This is a genomic window from Duganella sp. SG902 (genome assembly GCF_013376005.1).
GTDB lineage: Bacteria > Pseudomonadota > Gammaproteobacteria > Burkholderiales > Burkholderiaceae_D > Rugamonas.
The window spans coordinates 57,437-71,851 of sequence record NZ_JABMJK010000006.1 but is presented as its reverse complement, the minus strand read 5'-3'; the positions used below and the strand labels follow the sequence as shown (position 1 = coordinate 71,851).

Sequence of the window (14,415 nt, the reverse complement as noted above, 5' to 3'; positions counted from 1 at the left end):
GACTTATCATGAAAGCCAAGTTACTCGCCGCCAGCCTGCTGGCCTTGTCTGCCTCCGCCTTTGCCACCGATGTGGGTGTTTCCATCAGCGTCGGCCAACCCGGTTTTTATGGCCGCATCGATATCGGCGACTATCCCGCGCCGCAACTGATCTACCGCCAGCCGGTGATCATCGAGCGTCCGGTGCACTACGTCGAGAGCGCGCCGATCTACCTGCGCGTGCCGCCTGGCCACGCCAAGAACTGGGCCAAGCATTGCGGCAAGTACCATGCCTGCGGCCAGCGCGTGTATTTCGTGCAGGATAACTGGTACAACAACACCTACGTGCCGCGCTACCGCGAACGCCATGGCGGCGGCCCGGACCGTTACGATGACCGCCGCGACGACCGCCGCGATTACCGTGATGACCGCCGCGACGACGGCCCGGGCCGAGGCCATGGCAAAGGTCACGGCAACGGCAATGGCCACGGACACGATAAACGCGACTGATCCCACGGCGTAGAGCGCCGCCATCAAGAAAGGGTATGCTTTGCAAAGTAAATTCGTGATTGTTGGCGGCGGGGCAGGCGGGCTGGAGCTCGCCTGCAAACTCGGGCGCAAGCTGGGACCGGAGGCGGTGATGCTGGTCGACAGCCGCCTGTTCCACATCTGGAAGCCCTCGCTGCACGAGGTGGCGGCCGGCACGCTGGACGTGCACCAGGAAGGCCTGTCCTACCAGATGCTGGCGCACGACAACGGCTTCACCTTCGTCTACGGGCCGATGCGGGCGCTCGATCCGGGGCAGCGCCTGCTGACGGTGGGCGCCATCAACAGCGAGGGGCAGGAGATCTTCCCCGAGCGGCGGATCCGCTTCGACAAGCTGGTGATCGCGGTCGGCAGCACCTCCAATTATTTCGGCGTGCCCGGCGCGGCCGAACACACCATCTCCCTGAACGCCACCGAGGACGCCGAGCGCTTCCGCCTGACCCTGCTCAAGCTGCTCACGCTGGCCGAGCTGAACAAGGAAAATGGTGTGGACGTGGTCATCATCGGCGGCGGCGCCACCGGCGTCGAGCTGGCGGCCGAGTTGCGCGAGGCCAGCGGCGTGTACGCGGCCTACGGCTTCCGCCAGCTGCAGGCCGAGCGCGATGTGCGCATCACCCTGCTGGAAGGCGCGCCGCGCATCCTGGCGCCGCTGCCGGAGAAAGTCTCGGACGCGGCGCTGGACTTGCTGCGCCAGCGCGCCGTGACGGTGGTCACCGGCACCCGCGTCACCGCCATCGACGCCACCAGCGTGCGCGCCGGCGAGACGGTGTATCCGGCGCAAATCGTGGTGTGGGCGGCCGGCATCAAGGCGCCCGATTTCCTCCAGACGCTGGGCCTGCCGACCGTGAAGTCCGGCCAGCTGGACGTGGACGGCACGCTGGCCGTCAAGGGCTTCGATCACATCTACGCGCTGGGCGATTGCGCCGCCTGCGCCGGCGACGATGGCAAGCTGGTGCCGCCACGCGCCCAGGCCGCGCACCAGCAGGCCGATTACCTGCTGCGGACTTTCCTGCGCCAGCAAAGGAACCAGCCGCCGCTGGGCAAGCCCTACATCTATCGCGACTATGGCTCGCTGGTGTCGTTCGGCCAGACCACCTCGGTCGGCAGCCTGATGGGTTCGCTGAAGGGCTTAAGCTGGTTCGTGGATGGCTTTGTGGCGCGCATGATGTACGTGAGCCTGCACCTGATGCATCACCAGGCCGTGCTGGGCACGGTGCGCACCGCCGTGCTGGCGGTGGCGCGCTTCCTGATCAAGCGCACCACGCCGCTGGTCAAGCTGCATTAAACCACGGCGGCGCGCGGCTTCGGCAGCACCATGGTGAGCGTGACGCCGCCCTCGGCGCCGGCCGCCAGCGTCAGCGTGCCGCCCAGGTAGGCGGCCCGCTCGCGCGCCATGCGCAGGCCGAACTTGCCGGCCGGCTGGTCCCGCGCCGCCGGCACCGGGCCGCTCAGGCCGACGCCGTTGTCCTTCACCGTCAGCATGACCTCGTCCTCGTTGTCGTCGACGATGACGTCCACCTCGGTGGCCTGCGCGTGCGCGACGATGTTGCGCAGCGCCTCCTCCAGCGTGTGCAGCAGCACGATGCCGTGGCTGCGCGGGCAATCGAGCTCCTCCTCCGGCAGGCTGCAGCGGGCGGTGATGCCGCGCTGCTCGCCAAACTGCGCGACCAGCTCGTCCAGCGCCACCCGCACGCCGAGGAATTCCAGCTTGTCGTTCCACAGCTTGAGCTGCATCTGGCGATTGGTTTCGACGATCTGGCCCAGCAGCTTTTTCATGTGCGCGGCGCGGTCCTGCAGCGCCGGGTCGGGCGGCAGCTTCTGCATCAGCAGGCCCAGGTGCATGGTGAGCGCCGTCAGCGACGAGCCGAGGCTGTCGTGCAGCTGGCGCGACAGGGAGCGCCGTTCGTTGTCCCAGCAGGTGTGGACATGCCCCAAAAGCTCGCTCAGGTCCGCGCTGCGCAGGGCGTCTTGCTGGGAATTGTGGTGTTCTTGCGGTGCCGGTACGGACATGGTTTGTTCTCTATTAAGTCGGACAGACTACGGTTTGCTCCGATCATACCGGAGCTTTGCCAGAGGGGGCGCACGACTATTGCCTGACCGGGACTTGCGCGCAGGTATCGATCACTTCCATCAGTTGATCGATATCGACCGGCTTGACCAGGTGGCGGTCGAAGCCGGCGTCCATCACGCGCTGCAGGTCCTCGGCCAGGCCGTAGCCGGTCAGGGCGATCAGCTTGATCTCGCGCGTGGCCGGGTCGGCGCGCAGGCGGCGCGCCACCTCGTAGCCGTCGATGCCGGGCAGGCCGATGTCCACCAGCGCCAGGTCGGGCTGATAGCTGGCCGCCGCGTCCAGGCCCAGCAGGCCGTCGGCCGCCGACTGCACGTCGTAGCCGTAACCGCCCAGCATCATCGCCATCATCTCGCGGCCGTCGTCGTTGTCCTCGATCAGCAGCACGCGCGGCTTGCCGTGCTCGCTGCGCGGGGCGGCGGCCGGCGCCGCCTGCGGCTGGTGCACGACGCGCGGCAGGCGCAGCGTGAAGGTGCTGCCGCGGTGGGCGCCCTGGCTGTCGGCCTCGATGCTGCCGCCGTGCAGCTCGGCCAGCCGGCGCACCAGCGACAAGCCGATGCCCAGCCCGCCCTGCGAGCGGTCCAGCGTGCTGCTGCCCTGCACGAACACGTCGAACACGTGCGGCAGCAGGTCGGCCGGAATGCCGACGCCGCTGTCGCGCACGCTCAGCAGCACCTCGTCGTGCTCGACCCAGGTGCGGATCTCGATGCGGCCGCCGGGCGGGGTGTACTTGAGGGCGTTGTCGATCAGGTTGCTGGCGATTTGCTCGAGCCGGGTGCTGTCGCCGTCCACCCAGCCCGGGTCGAGGTCCTGCTCCAGCTCGTAGTCGGTGCTGCGCCCGGTGGCGCGGTAGGTCTCCAGCGTTTGCGCCACCAGCGCCGCCAGGTCGAGCGGGGCGCGGTTCAGCAGGATCTTGCCGGACATGGCGCGCGACAGGTCGAGCAGATCGTCGACGATACGGCCCAGGTGCTGGCTCTGGCGCTGGATGATTTTCTTGGCGCGCTGCACGCCGTCGGCCGACACCCCGGGCAGGCCGATCAGCGAGGCCGCGCTGCTGATGGCGCTCAGCGGATTGCGCAGCTCGTGGCCCAGCATGGCCAGGAACTCGTCCTTGGCGTGGTTCTGCCGTTCCACCGTCTGCCGCTCGGCGATCTCGCGCGTCAGGCGCTGGTTGGTGGCGGTCAGCTCGGTGGTGCGCTGGCTGAGCTGGCGCGCCTGTTTTTTCAATTCCTCGTTCTTCATGGCCAGCGCCACGAACACCGAAATCTTGGCGTACAGGATTTGCGGGATCACCGGCGTGAACAGGAAGTCCACCGCGCCATGCTGGTAGGCCTTCAGACGGTCCAGCTCGTCGGCCAGGAAGGCGGTGATGAAGATGATGGGGATGTCGGCCGAGCGCGCGCGCGCGTGGATGGCGGCGGCCGTCTCGAAACCGTCCATGCCGGGCATGTTCACGTCCAGCAGGATCACGGCGAAGTCGTGCATCAGCACCTGACGCAGGGCGTCCTGACCGGAGCGGGCCGCCAATACTTCGTAGCCTTCCTGCTCGGCCCATTGGGCGAGCAGGCTGGTCAGCGCGAACAGGCTGTTGGCGTCGTCGTTAACGACCAGGATCTTTGGTTTTTCTATTTTAGGCACGGGTATCTCTGCCGCGAAAGCATCAATCGATCATAACAAGCGCCTATATGAATGTCAAAAGCGCCATGTGGGCGGGCGCAACAGGGGAGCGGGCGCGCGGGGCTGCGTTCGCTCCCGCACAGACCCGCGGCGGGTCGGCTGGCACAGTGGGGCAGGACGTTCAACTGAAAGGAACCCATCATGAATATCGATACTGTCGTGGACAAGGAATACGTGGGCCAGAGCTTCCGCGCGCTGGCCGACGCCCCCATCAGCGCGCTGCGCGGCGTCAGCGCCAAGGATGCCAAGGCGCTGGCGCAGGCCTTCAATGTGCACACGGTGCGCGAGCTGGCCGACTTGCGGTTCGTGAAATGGGCAGCCGCCATCACCACGCTGGCCGAGCACGAGCAGGAAACGCCGCAGGAGCAGGCCAAGGAAACCTTGCTCGACAGTGGCGTCGAGATGACCTTCCCGGCCAGCGACCCGGTCTCGGTGGACGCCGGCATCACGCGCATCGAGGTGCCGCCCGAAACCGTGGACGCGCACGACGACCACCAGCACGCCGGCAAGGTGGAGCAGAGCACGCAAAAGGGCTTGAAGGAGGAGGCGGCCACCCATTAAGCGGTGGGCCGATGGGCGGGACGGGCGTTGCCTGGCCCGTCCATGGCTCATGCGAGCGTGGCCGACATGGTGTGGTGCTGGGCCGGGCGGGTGCGCATCATCTGCGCGGTGCAGCAGCGGTTCTTGCCGGAGCGCTTGGCCTCGTACAGCGCGCCGTCGGCGGCGGCGATCAGCTCGGCCACCTCGGTCGCGTCGTCCGGGAAGATGCCGACGCCGATGCTGGTCGACAGCTGCAGCGTCAGGCCGTTGACCTGGTAGGGCTGGGACACCGCCTCGATCAGCTTGTTGCAGGGTTCCTGGGTGTCGGACACGGTGGCGATATTGCCCATGACGATGACGAACTCGTCGCCGCCCACCCGCGCCACCGTGTCCTCCTTGCGCGAGCAGCCCACCAGGCGCTGCGCCACCTGCTTGAGGATCTCGTCGCCGTAGGCGTGGCCGTGGGTGTCGTTGATGATCTTGAAGCCGTCCAGGTCGAGATACATCACGGCCGCCTTGTTTTGCTGGCGGGCCGCGTGCTGCAGCACGGTGGAGATGCGGTCTTCCAGCAGGCGCCGGTTCGGCAGGCTGGTGAGGGGGTCGTGCAGCGCCAGCTCCTGCTGCTGGCGGCTGTACTGGGCCAGCTCGCGGTACAGCAGGCGCACCTCCAGCATGTTGTGGATGCGCTTGTGCACCTCGAGCAGGTCGAACGGCTTGCTGATGAAGTCGCGCGCGCCGGCCTCCAGCGCGGCGATCTTGAAGCTGGGCTGGGCGGTCAGGGCCAGCACCGGCAGGTAGCCGCCTTGCTCGATCTCCTTCAGGCCCTTCATGACCTGGAAACCGTTCAGGCCCGGCATCTGCAGGTCCAGCAGGATCAGGTCGTAGTTGTGCTGGCGGTGCATGGGACACACCTGCTCCGGCAGCATGGTGGAGGAGACATTGGTATAGCCGGCCTCGCGCAGGATTTCCAACATCAGGTCGACGTTGTCTGCGCTGTCATCCACCACCAGGATCTTGGCGTTCAGGATTTCGTCTCGGCTCGGCATAGTGTTGGTCTCGTCAGTCTCGGATACTCAGTATTAATTCGATAATAGCCTATGCATGGGTGCTGCGGCGCACACAAGGGCATTAATTTCCACATGGAAACTATTGTACGCCTTTTTTTTAATTATTGTAGTGTATCAAGAGTTTTTCAAATTGCCTGTAGGACAGCGCCGCGTCTGAAAGTAGGAGAAGGTAGTTGCCTTGTGGTAATTTCGCACATCCTCCTCACGCGTGCCGGTGGGCGGCGCTGGTGGCCGCCACCTTGGCGATCAGCTCGCCGGGCTCGACCGGCTTGGCGACATGGGCCAGGAAACCGCTGGTCAGGGCCTTGATCCGGTCCTCCGAGCGCGCGAACGCGGTCAGCGCGATGGCGGGCAGGTCGCCGCCGCGCGACGGTCCCATGGCGCGGATGCGGTCCAGCAGGCCGTAGCCGTCGACCTCCGGCATGCCGAGGTCGCTGACCATCAGGTCGGGGCGCGCGTGTTGCAACAAGTTCAACGCCTCGGTGGCGGTGGCGGCGGTCAGCACCTCGGCGTTGCAATCGCTGAGGATGCGTTTGATGAGCTCGCGCGCATCGTCCTCGTCGTCCACCACCAGCACTTGCAGGCCGCTCAGATCATGCGCCGCACCATGGCGCGGCGCGGGGGCGGGCTCGGCGCTGGCGGCGGCCGGCGCGCCGTCGTAGGCCGGCAGGCGCAGGGTGAAGCTGGCGCCGCGCCCCTCGCCCTCGCTGGCCACGCTGACGGTGCCGCCGTGCTGCTCCACCAGGTGCTTGACGATGGCCAGGCCCAGCCCCAGTCCGCCGTGCTGGCGGGTGGTGGTGGCGTCGGCCTGGCGGAAGCGCTCGAACACATGGTTGAGGAAGCCGGGCGTGATGCCGATGCCGCTGTCGCGCACGGTGATGCTGACGTGGTCGCCGTCGCGCTGCAGGCCGACCTTGACGGTGCCGCCGCGCGGCGTGAACTTGATGGCGTTGCTGAGCAGGTTCCACAGCACCTGCTGCAGCCGGTTGGCGTCGCCGCGCACCATGCCGGGCGCGCGCGCGAAGTCGCGCTCGATCTGGATCTGCTTGGCGTCCGCCGCCGGCCGCACCGATTCCAGCGCGGCCGCCACCAGCGCCGCCGGCGCCAGCGGCTGCATTTCCAGCCGCACCTTGCCGGAGGCGATGCTGCTCATGTCCAGCAGGTCCTCGATCAGCTGCGCCTGGGCGCGGGCGTTGCGCTCGATGGTCTGCAGGCCGCGCTGCAGGTCGGCCTGGTCGCGGCTGCCGTGACGCAGCACCTGGGCCCAGCCGAGGATGGCGGTGAGCGGGGTGCGCAGCTCGTGCGACAGCGTGGCCAGGAATTCGTCCTTGAGCTGGCTGGTGCGCTCGGCCTCGGCGCGCGCCTGGCGCTCGCTGTCGAGCAATACCTTGCGCTCCTCGGCGGCCTGCTGCGCCGCCTCGTACAGGCGCGCGTTGTCGATCGCCACCGCCGCCTGGGCCGCGATGCCGCCGATGATGCGCTCGGTGCGTTCGGTGAAGATGCCCGGTTGCGGGTGGCCGAACAGCAGGCAGCCGATCACCGGGCCGCCGCGCAGCGCCACCGGCACGCCGAGGTAGCTGCGCACCCGCGGGTGGCCTTCGGGCACGCCGTGGTAAGGGAAATTCTGGCCGTAGCGCGGGTCCTTGAGCAGGTCGTCGCTGCGGATGGTGCCCTCGCCGCGCATGCTGTGGCCGAACAGGGCGGTGGCGCGCGGCTGGCCCAGCTTGGCGAAGCCGTCCGGCGCGTCGCGCGACAGCGTGTGCAGCAGCAGCGCCTCGCCGGCGCTGTTGGTGGTGTGGTAGAAGAAGGCGCCAAAGCGCGCGCCGCTGATGCTGGTGGCGGCGTCGGTCACTTCCTGCAGCAGCGTGCGCAGATCGCGCTGCGAGGCTAGCATGGTGCCGGTATGGTTGAGCAGTTCCAGCACGGCGGTCTCGTCGCGCAGCGCCTCCTGCACCCGCTTGACCTGGTCGACGTCGGTGCTGGTGCCGAACCAGCGCAGGATGCTGCCGTCGCTGGCGTGCACCGGGTTGGCGCGCGTGAGGAACCAGCGGAACTCGCCGCTGGCGCTGCGGATCGGGATTTCCAGTTCAAACGGGGTGCCGGTGCGGCGCGAGTGTTCCCAGTGGGACTCCATGGCGCCGATGCAGTCGGGCGCGTAGACGCGCTGCCAGCCGTCGCCGGCCATTTGTTCCGGCGTGGTGCCGGTGTAGTCGTACCAGCGCTGGTTGTACCACACCATCGGGCCGTCCTGTTCGGCGATCCAGGCGAGTTGGGGCATGGAATTGGCGAGGGCGCGCAGTTCAAGCTGGCTCTGGCGTAAAGCTTCCCTCGCGCGCAACAGCTCTTCGTGCGCGTCGGGCGCGGGCGGCGAAGTGGCGATAGGGTCGTTCGGAATCATAGGCTTATTCTAGCGCCAACTCCGACGGCGGCTCCGCACGGTTGAAGTGCGGAATGTCCTGCACAAACAACGCTCAGCGCGCGCGCAACTGTGCGGCGACGCGCTCCAGCACCGCTTGCAGCTGCTCAATATCGTACGGTTTTTGCAGCGACTGGGCGGGGAACTCCAGATGACGGGTCAGCTCGTCGCCGTAACCGGAGGCAAACAGCAGGGCCAATTGCGGCGCCCGCTGGAGCGCGTGCCGCGCCAGGTCGACGCCCGACATGCCGGGCAGGCTGACGTCGGTGAACAGCACGTCGAATTCCTGTATGCTCAGCAGCGGCAAGGCTTCCTCGCCGCTGGCCACGGCCTGCACCTCATGGCCCAGCGCGCGCAGGGTCTCGCACACCAGGTAGCGGGCGTCGGCGTTGTCCTCCACCACCAGCAGGCGCAGCGGCGCGTTCTGCTCCGCCTGCGGCAGCATGGCGGCCGGCGCCAGCGTGCACAAAATCCCGTGCACGCCGTGCTCGGTGCGGACTGGCGTGTAGTACAAATCCAGCGCCTGCGGCTCGACCCGGTTGTTGCGCCACAGCGGCAGGCGGCAGCCGTGGTAGGCCACGCTGCGGCCGGCGCGCGCCTCGGCCAGGGCGTTGCTGTTCCAGCTCCACGCGCCCGGCTGCATCGACGGCACCTTGCCGCCGGGCGCGCGCAGGCCGGGCAGGGCGACCAGGTCCGCGTAGGCCTGGTTGTAGACCATGATTTGCTCGGGGCCCCACATCAGCAGCATGGCCTGCGGGGAGTTGAGCATGATATCGGTGGTCAGCCGCAGGCTGGGATGCCAGCCTGCGGGATCGCCCAGGTCGGTTTGTGACCAATCGGGGGTAGGGGGTGTGGCGGCGGCGGGCGAATTCATGCGGTGCGTGTATTCTCTGTCATCTGTCTTATGAAAAGGCAAAGCTGAGTGCATCCTACACGGTAAAAAAAAAGCCCGCTACAGGAGCGGGCTAAATCTATTTCCTTGGAGGAGAATAGAGGAGACAGGTGAATGATGCTGCAATGCGCAATCGAATGCAAATTTATATTTGTAATGTGCGTAATCACTGGCATGAATGAAGTAAGGGAGGGGAGCGATGGCGACCGTGATGAAGCATCGAAAAGTGAAGATCGTGGTACTGGAGCAGGGCGAGGAAATCGGGACCCATTGCCGCGCTGGCGACATCGCCATCCTGTCCGACGCCGCGGGCTGGTGGATCAAGTTCGTGGGCGCGGACGGGCAGGTGGATTGCTACGGCATTCCGTATGCGTCGTACAACGAGGCGTTGTGGTCGGCCAAGGCGGCCGCCGAGTTTGGCACCTGATACGGAGTGCTGGACAAGCCCGGGGAGTATCCCTATAATGCTGCTTCTTTCGAACGGCACGCTGTTTGAAAGAATGCAGCAAAGCAGTTTTGCAAAGCGGTTGATTCGGTGGTTAATCTGCGGAACCAACTAAAAGATAGAAAATATCCAACTTTGCAAAATAAAATTAATGCTATATAATGCTTGCACAGTGCGGCTGTAGCTCAGCTGGATAGAGTACTTGGCTACGAACCAAGGGGTCGTGGGTTCGATTCCTGCCAGCCGCACCAATCGTTTCACCGGAAGAGTTGGAAGATTCTTCTGTTTTCTACAAGAAAGTGCTGTTATAATCTTCTTGTTTTGCGCGGCTGTAGCTCAGCTGGATAGAGTACTTGGCTACGAACCAAGGGGTCGTGGGTTCGATTCCTGCCAGCCGCACCAGATTTAAAGTTGAACAGACTGTCGGGTCTGTTTGATAGCAGTAGAAGTAAAAGTTAAGCGGCTGTAGCTCAGCTGGATAGAGTACTTGGCTACGAACCAAGGGGTCGTGGGTTCGATTCCTGCCAGCCGCACCAAACATGTAGAAGGGCCTGATGAGCAATCATCGGGCCCTTTTGCTTTGCGCTTCCTCAAACGCCGGCTCAGGCACGCACGTTAGACTACCTCTCTTGACTTGGAGGCTATCATGGCAAATGATAAAAACATTGGGCTACGTGTCTCGTTGCAGGAGCATCAAATGGAAACGGTGCTGGAGATCGTCGAAGAGATCCGCGGTAATTACGTCACCAGGGCGGACCTGGACAAGGCGTTGGCCCAGCAGCGCGCCGACTTCAACGCCGCGCTTGCCACGCAACGTGACGATTTCAACGCCGCACTTGCCACACAACGTGCCGACTTCAAGGAAGAGCTGCGGGGTCTGCGGGCGGACATGAAAGAGTACATAGGCCAGCTGCTGACCCATTATGCGACCAAGGAAGACCTGGCGAACACCATAACGTATTCGCGCAATTGGGTGATTAGTGTCGGCATCTCCCTCGCAGCGTTGCAGTTCACCATGCAACTTGTTTTCTTCCAGTGGTACACACACCTGCGCTAGCCGCATTGCAGCACGCCTTCCTATTGGCATTTTCTTAAAAATGCCCGATGATCTAGCGATCATCGTCAGAGGGGGAGCGTGTGCATGACCATCATCACCAACATTGAAGACCTGCGCCTGCTGGCCAAGAAACGCGTGCCGCGCATGTTTTACGATTACGCTGATGCCGGCTCCTGGACCGAATCCACCTACCGCGCCAACAACGAGGATTTCGCCAAAATCAAATTCCGCCAGCGCGTGGCCGTCAACCTGGAAAACCGCTCGCTGGCCAGCACCATGATTGGCCAGCCGGTCGCCATGCCGGTCGCGCTCGCGCCCACCGGCCTGACCGGCATGCAGCACGCCGACGGCGAAATCCTGGCCGCCAAAGCCGCCGAAAAATTCGGCGTGCCGTTCACGCTGTCCACCATGAGCATCTGCTCGATCGAGGACATCGCCGCCCACACCAGCAAGCCGTTCTGGTTCCAGCTATACGTGATGAAGGACCGCGATTTCATCAACCGCCTGATCGACCGCGCCAAGGCCGCGCGCTGCTCGGCGCTGGTGCTGACCCTGGACTTGCAGGTGCTGGGCCAGCGCCACAAGGACCTGCGCAACGGCCTGTCGGCGCCGCCCAAGCTGACCATCCCGAACATCCTCAACCTGGCCACCAAGCCGCGCTGGTGCCTGGGCATGCTGGGCACCAAACGCCGCAGTTTCGGCAACATCGTCGGCCATGCGACTTCGGTGTCGGACATGTCCTCGCTGTCGTCCTGGACCTCGCAGCAGTTCGACCTCAGCCTGTCGTGGAAGGACGTGGAGTGGATCAAGCAGCGCTGGGGCGGCAAGCTGATCATCAAGGGCATCATGGATGCGGAAGATGCGCGCCTGTGCGTGGAAAGCGGCGCCGATGCGCTGATCGTCTCCAACCACGGCGGCCGCCAGCTCGATGGCGCCCAGTCCTCGATCGGCGCGCTGCCGGCGATTGTGGACGAGGTCGGCAAGCAGATCGAAGTGCACATGGACGGCGGCATCCGCTCCGGCCAGGACGTGATCAAGGCGCTGGCGCTGGGCGCGCAAGGCGTCTACATCGGCCGTCCCTTCCTGTACGGTCTGGGCGCGATGGGCGAGCGGGGCGTCAGCAAATGCCTGGACATTATCCGCAATGAACTGGATTTGACGATGGCCTTCTGCGGCCTGCGCGACGTGCGCCAGGTCGATAAAAATATTTTACTGCCGGGGAGTTTTTAATGCTGGATCAAGCCGTAGGCCACACCTACATTTTTGCCGAAACGCTGGCGCCGAGCCAGCGCATGCACATGGTGCTGCTGGGTGTGAACGACGTGGCGCGTGCGGCGCGCTTTTACGAGGCGCTGGGATGGCAGCGTTCGCCCACCAGCAGCGACGGTTTCGTCAAATTCAGTATGGGCGGCTACGCCATCTGCCTGATCAACCGCGGCGACCTGGCCAAGGATGCGCTGGAGCCGACCGCTGAAAACAAAGGTTTCTCCGGCGTGGCGCTGATTCACGTGGCGCGCAAACCGGAGGATGTGCCGCGCATCCTGGCCAAGGCGGAAGAGGCGGGCGGCAAGGTCGTCAAACCCGCCACCCGCACTCACTGGGGCATCGCCGGCTACTTCAAGGATCCCGATGGCCATCTGTTCGAGGTCGACTACGAAGACGTCTGGGTCCTCGACCAGGATAACCATCTGGTGGTGGATCGCATCAACTAGCCGGACGAGCGCTTAGGCCAGTTCCTTCTGCTTTTCCTCGGCCGTGGTTTCCGACACGGTGGCCTCGGTGGTCAGGATCAGCGAGGCGATCGACGCGGCGTTTTGCAGCGCCGTGCGGGTGACCTTGGTCGGGTCGATCACACCGCTCTCCACCAGGTCGCCATACTGGCCGGTGGCGGCGTTGTAGCCGAAGTTGCCTTCGCCTTCGATCACCTTGGCCACCACCACCGACGGCTCATCGCCGGCGTTGGCGGTGATCACGCGCAGCGGTTCCTCCAGCGCGCGCAGCACGATCTGGATGCCGGCCTGCTGGTCGGCGTTAGCGCCCTGCAGCTGGGCGATGGCCTTGCGCGCGCGCAGCAGCGCTACACCGCCGCCCGGCACAATGCCTTCCTCCACCGCAGCGCGGGTCGCGTGCAGCGCGTCGTCCACGCGGTCGCGCTTCTCTTTCATCTCGACCTCGGTGGCGGCGCCGATCTTGATGACGGCCACGCCGCCGGCCAGCTTGGCCACGCGCTCCTGCAGTTTTTCCTTGTCGTAGTCGCTGGTGGCTTGCTCGATCTGCGACTGGATCGCCGCCACGCGGGCGTCGATGCGTTTCTGCTCGCCGGCGCCGTCGATGATGGTGGTCGATTCCTTCAGCACCTCGATGCGTTTGGCGCTGCCCAGCTGTTCCAGCGTGGCTTTCTCCAGCGTCAGGCCGGTTTCCTCGGAAATCACGGTGGCGCCGGTCAGCACGGCGATGTCCTCCAGCATGGCCTTGCGGCGGTCGCCAAAGCCCGGCGCTTTCACGGCCGCCACTTTCAGGATGCCGCGCACCGAGTTCACCACCAGCGTGGCCAGCGCTTCGCCTTCCACTTCTTCCGCCACGATGAACAGCGGCTTGCCGGCCTTGGCCGAGAGTTCCAGCACCGGCAGCAGCTCGCGGATGTTGCCGATCTTTTTGTCATACAGCAGCACCAGCGGATCTTCCAGCCGCGCCAGCTGCTTGTCCGGATCGTTGATGAAGTAGGGGCTCAGGTAGCCACGGTCGAACTGCATGCCTTCCACCACTTCCAGCTCGTTCTCCAGCGATTTGCCGTCTTCCACGGTGATCACGCCTTCCTTGCCGACGCGCTCCATGGCCTGGGCGATGATGTCGCCAATCGCGCTGTCGGAGTTGGCCGAGATCGAGCCGACCTGGGCGATTTCCTTGTTGGTGCTGATCGGACGCGAGATTTTCTGCAGTTCCGCAACCGCGGCGCTGACGGCCTGGTCGATGCCGCGCTTGAGATCCATTGGATTCATGCCGGCGGCCACGTACTTCATGCCTTCCTGCACGATGGACTGGGCCAGCACGGTGGCGGTGGTGGTGCCGTCGCCGGCCACGTCGGCGGTTTTCGATGCGACCTGTTTCACCACTTGCGCGCCCATGTTTTCCAGCCGGTCCTTGAGTTCGATTTCCTTGGCCACCGAGACGCCATCCTTGGTGATGGTGGGCGCGCCGAAGCTGCGGTCGATCACCACGTTGCGGCCTTTAGGACCCAGCGTTACCTTCACGGCATTGGCCAGCACGTTGACGCCCTTCACGATGCGGGCGCGTGCGTCGTCATGGAATTGGACTTCTTTTGCAGTCATTTTTTTTCTCCGTATAGTCAGACAGGGTTAGGCGGCGGCTTTCACAGCAGCCGAAGATTGCTCGATCACGCCGAGGATGTCTTCCTCGCGCATCACCAGCACCTCTTCACCATCCAGCTTGACGGTTTGACCGGCGTACTTGCCGAACAATACGGAATCGCCGACCTTGACCGCCACCGCGCGCAGCGTGCCGTCCGGCAGCGAGCGGCCGTGACCCACCGCCAGCACCTCGCCTTGCTCAGGCTTTTCGGCGGCGGAATCAGGGATCACGATGCCGGACGCGGTTTGGCGTTGTTGCTCAATTCGCTTAACAATAACCCGGTCGTAAAGGGGACGAATTTTCATCATTTCTATCTCCAATGGTTACAGATCATTCCAAAGTGAACCGGCCCAGACTCGG

At 64.8% G+C, this 14,415-nt stretch carries 14 protein-coding genes and 3 tRNA genes; 10 read left to right on the top strand and 7 right to left on the bottom strand.

The genetic code is table 11. From position 1 onward, the window contains the following. Positions 1-8: 8 nt before the first annotated feature. Together FHW83_RS14685 and FHW83_RS14680 are read left to right on the top strand one after the other, a co-directional pair. On the top strand, positions 9-488 hold the full coding sequence (locus FHW83_RS14685) for a hypothetical protein (protein ID WP_176647111.1): 480 nt from the start codon (positions 9-11) through the stop codon (positions 486-488). 40 nt (positions 489-528) lie between these two features. Further along, positions 529-1,809, top strand: coding sequence for an NAD(P)/FAD-dependent oxidoreductase (locus tag FHW83_RS14680; RefSeq protein ID WP_176647110.1), 1,281 nt, complete (start codon positions 529-531; stop codon positions 1,807-1,809). On the opposite strand, the gene FHW83_RS14675 is transcribed toward FHW83_RS14680, so the two are convergent. Both FHW83_RS14675 and FHW83_RS14670 read right to left on the bottom strand, forming a co-directional pair. After that, entirely contained in the window at positions 1,806-2,534 is a 729-nt protein-coding gene (locus FHW83_RS14675) for a sensor histidine kinase (RefSeq protein ID WP_176647109.1), read from the bottom strand. The genes FHW83_RS14680 and FHW83_RS14675 overlap by 4 nt on opposite strands. Before the next feature lie 76 nt (positions 2,535-2,610). After that, complete coding sequence (locus FHW83_RS14670) at positions 2,611-4,230, bottom strand: response regulator (protein ID WP_176647108.1); 1,620 nt, start codon at positions 4,228-4,230, stop codon at positions 2,611-2,613. A 180-nt stretch (positions 4,231-4,410) separates the two neighbouring features. Between FHW83_RS14670 and FHW83_RS14665 the strand changes: the two genes are divergently transcribed. Next, complete coding sequence (locus FHW83_RS14665; RefSeq protein ID WP_176647107.1) at positions 4,411-4,830, top strand: hypothetical protein; 420 nt, start codon at positions 4,411-4,413, stop codon at positions 4,828-4,830. A 47-nt stretch (positions 4,831-4,877) separates the two neighbouring features. On the opposite strand, the gene FHW83_RS14660 is transcribed toward FHW83_RS14665, so the two are convergent. From FHW83_RS14660 to FHW83_RS14650, 3 genes are all read right to left on the bottom strand, one after another. Continuing rightward, positions 4,878-5,855 carry a diguanylate cyclase domain-containing protein gene (locus FHW83_RS14660; RefSeq protein WP_176647106.1) on the bottom strand — a complete coding sequence of 326 codons (978 nt, stop codon included), beginning with the start codon at positions 5,853-5,855 and terminating at the stop codon, positions 4,878-4,880. A 223-nt stretch (positions 5,856-6,078) separates the two neighbouring features. Next, positions 6,079-8,274, bottom strand: coding sequence for an ATP-binding protein (locus FHW83_RS14655; protein ID WP_176647105.1), 2,196 nt, complete (start codon positions 8,272-8,274; stop codon positions 6,079-6,081). A 73-nt stretch (positions 8,275-8,347) separates the two neighbouring features. After that, a complete protein-coding gene (locus FHW83_RS14650; RefSeq protein WP_176647104.1) occupies positions 8,348-9,166 on the bottom strand; it encodes a response regulator in 819 nt (272 codons plus the stop codon). A gap of 229 nt (positions 9,167-9,395) precedes the next feature. Between FHW83_RS14650 and FHW83_RS14645 the strand changes: the two genes are divergently transcribed. From FHW83_RS14645 to FHW83_RS14615, 7 genes are all read left to right on the top strand, one after another. Further along, on the top strand, positions 9,396-9,611 hold the full coding sequence (locus FHW83_RS14645; protein ID WP_229224189.1) for a hypothetical protein: 216 nt from the start codon (positions 9,396-9,398) through the stop codon (positions 9,609-9,611). A gap of 192 nt (positions 9,612-9,803) precedes the next feature. Further along, positions 9,804-9,880 (top strand) — tRNA-Arg (locus FHW83_RS14640). Positions 9,881-9,954: 74 nt separating this feature from the next. Beyond that, a tRNA-Arg gene (locus FHW83_RS14635) sits at positions 9,955-10,031 on the top strand. 57 nt (positions 10,032-10,088) lie between these two features. Beyond that, positions 10,089-10,165, top strand: a tRNA-Arg gene (locus FHW83_RS14630). Between the two features lie 110 nt (positions 10,166-10,275). Continuing rightward, positions 10,276-10,686, top strand: a complete 411-nt coding sequence (locus FHW83_RS14625; RefSeq protein WP_176647102.1) for a hypothetical protein — start codon at positions 10,276-10,278, stop codon at positions 10,684-10,686. Positions 10,687-10,770: 84 nt separating this feature from the next. Beyond that, a complete protein-coding gene (locus FHW83_RS14620) occupies positions 10,771-11,916 on the top strand; it encodes an alpha-hydroxy acid oxidase (protein WP_176647101.1) in 1,146 nt (381 codons plus the stop codon). Then, positions 11,916-12,398, top strand: a complete 483-nt coding sequence (locus FHW83_RS14615) for a VOC family protein (protein WP_218106281.1) — start codon at positions 11,916-11,918, stop codon at positions 12,396-12,398. The genes FHW83_RS14620 and FHW83_RS14615 overlap by 1 nt, the downstream gene beginning before the upstream one ends. Before the next feature lie 12 nt (positions 12,399-12,410). Here FHW83_RS14615 and groL read toward each other — a convergent pair whose 3' ends face one another. Both groL and FHW83_RS14605 read right to left on the bottom strand, forming a co-directional pair. Continuing rightward, positions 12,411-14,015 (bottom strand): chaperonin GroEL, encoded by a 1,605-nt coding sequence (gene groL / locus FHW83_RS14610; protein WP_176647100.1) that lies wholly within the window; start codon positions 14,013-14,015, stop codon positions 12,411-12,413. A 27-nt stretch (positions 14,016-14,042) separates the two neighbouring features. Beyond that, complete coding sequence (locus tag FHW83_RS14605) at positions 14,043-14,360, bottom strand: co-chaperone GroES (RefSeq protein ID WP_176647377.1); 318 nt, start codon at positions 14,358-14,360, stop codon at positions 14,043-14,045. Between the last annotated feature and the right edge of the window lie 55 nt (positions 14,361-14,415).

Coding starts and splice junctions, on each gene's coding strand:
- FHW83_RS14645 (WP_229224189.1), top strand. CDS start 9,396: ATGAAGCATCGAAAAGTGAAGATCGTGGTACTGGAGCAGGGCGAGGAA.
- FHW83_RS14685 (WP_176647111.1), top strand. CDS start 9: ATGAAAGCCAAGTTACTCGCCGCCAGCCTGCTGGCCTTGTCTGCCTCC.
- FHW83_RS14655 (WP_176647105.1), bottom strand. CDS start 8,274: ATGATTCCGAACGACCCTATCGCCACTTCGCCGCCCGCGCCCGACGCG.
- FHW83_RS14665 (WP_176647107.1), top strand. CDS start 4,411: ATGAATATCGATACTGTCGTGGACAAGGAATACGTGGGCCAGAGCTTC.
- FHW83_RS14660 (WP_176647106.1), bottom strand. CDS start 5,855: ATGCCGAGCCGAGACGAAATCCTGAACGCCAAGATCCTGGTGGTGGAT.
- FHW83_RS14625 (WP_176647102.1), top strand. CDS start 10,276: ATGGCAAATGATAAAAACATTGGGCTACGTGTCTCGTTGCAGGAGCAT.
- FHW83_RS14675 (WP_176647109.1), bottom strand. CDS start 2,534: ATGTCCGTACCGGCACCGCAAGAACACCACAATTCCCAGCAAGACGCC.
- FHW83_RS14650 (WP_176647104.1), bottom strand. CDS start 9,166: ATGAATTCGCCCGCCGCCGCCACACCCCCTACCCCCGATTGGTCACAA.
- groL (WP_176647100.1), bottom strand. CDS start 14,015: ATGACTGCAAAAGAAGTCCAATTCCATGACGACGCACGCGCCCGCATC.
- FHW83_RS14605 (WP_176647377.1), bottom strand. CDS start 14,360: ATGAAAATTCGTCCCCTTTACGACCGGGTTATTGTTAAGCGAATTGAG.
- FHW83_RS14615 (WP_218106281.1), top strand. CDS start 11,916: ATGCTGGATCAAGCCGTAGGCCACACCTACATTTTTGCCGAAACGCTG.
- FHW83_RS14620 (WP_176647101.1), top strand. CDS start 10,771: ATGACCATCATCACCAACATTGAAGACCTGCGCCTGCTGGCCAAGAAA.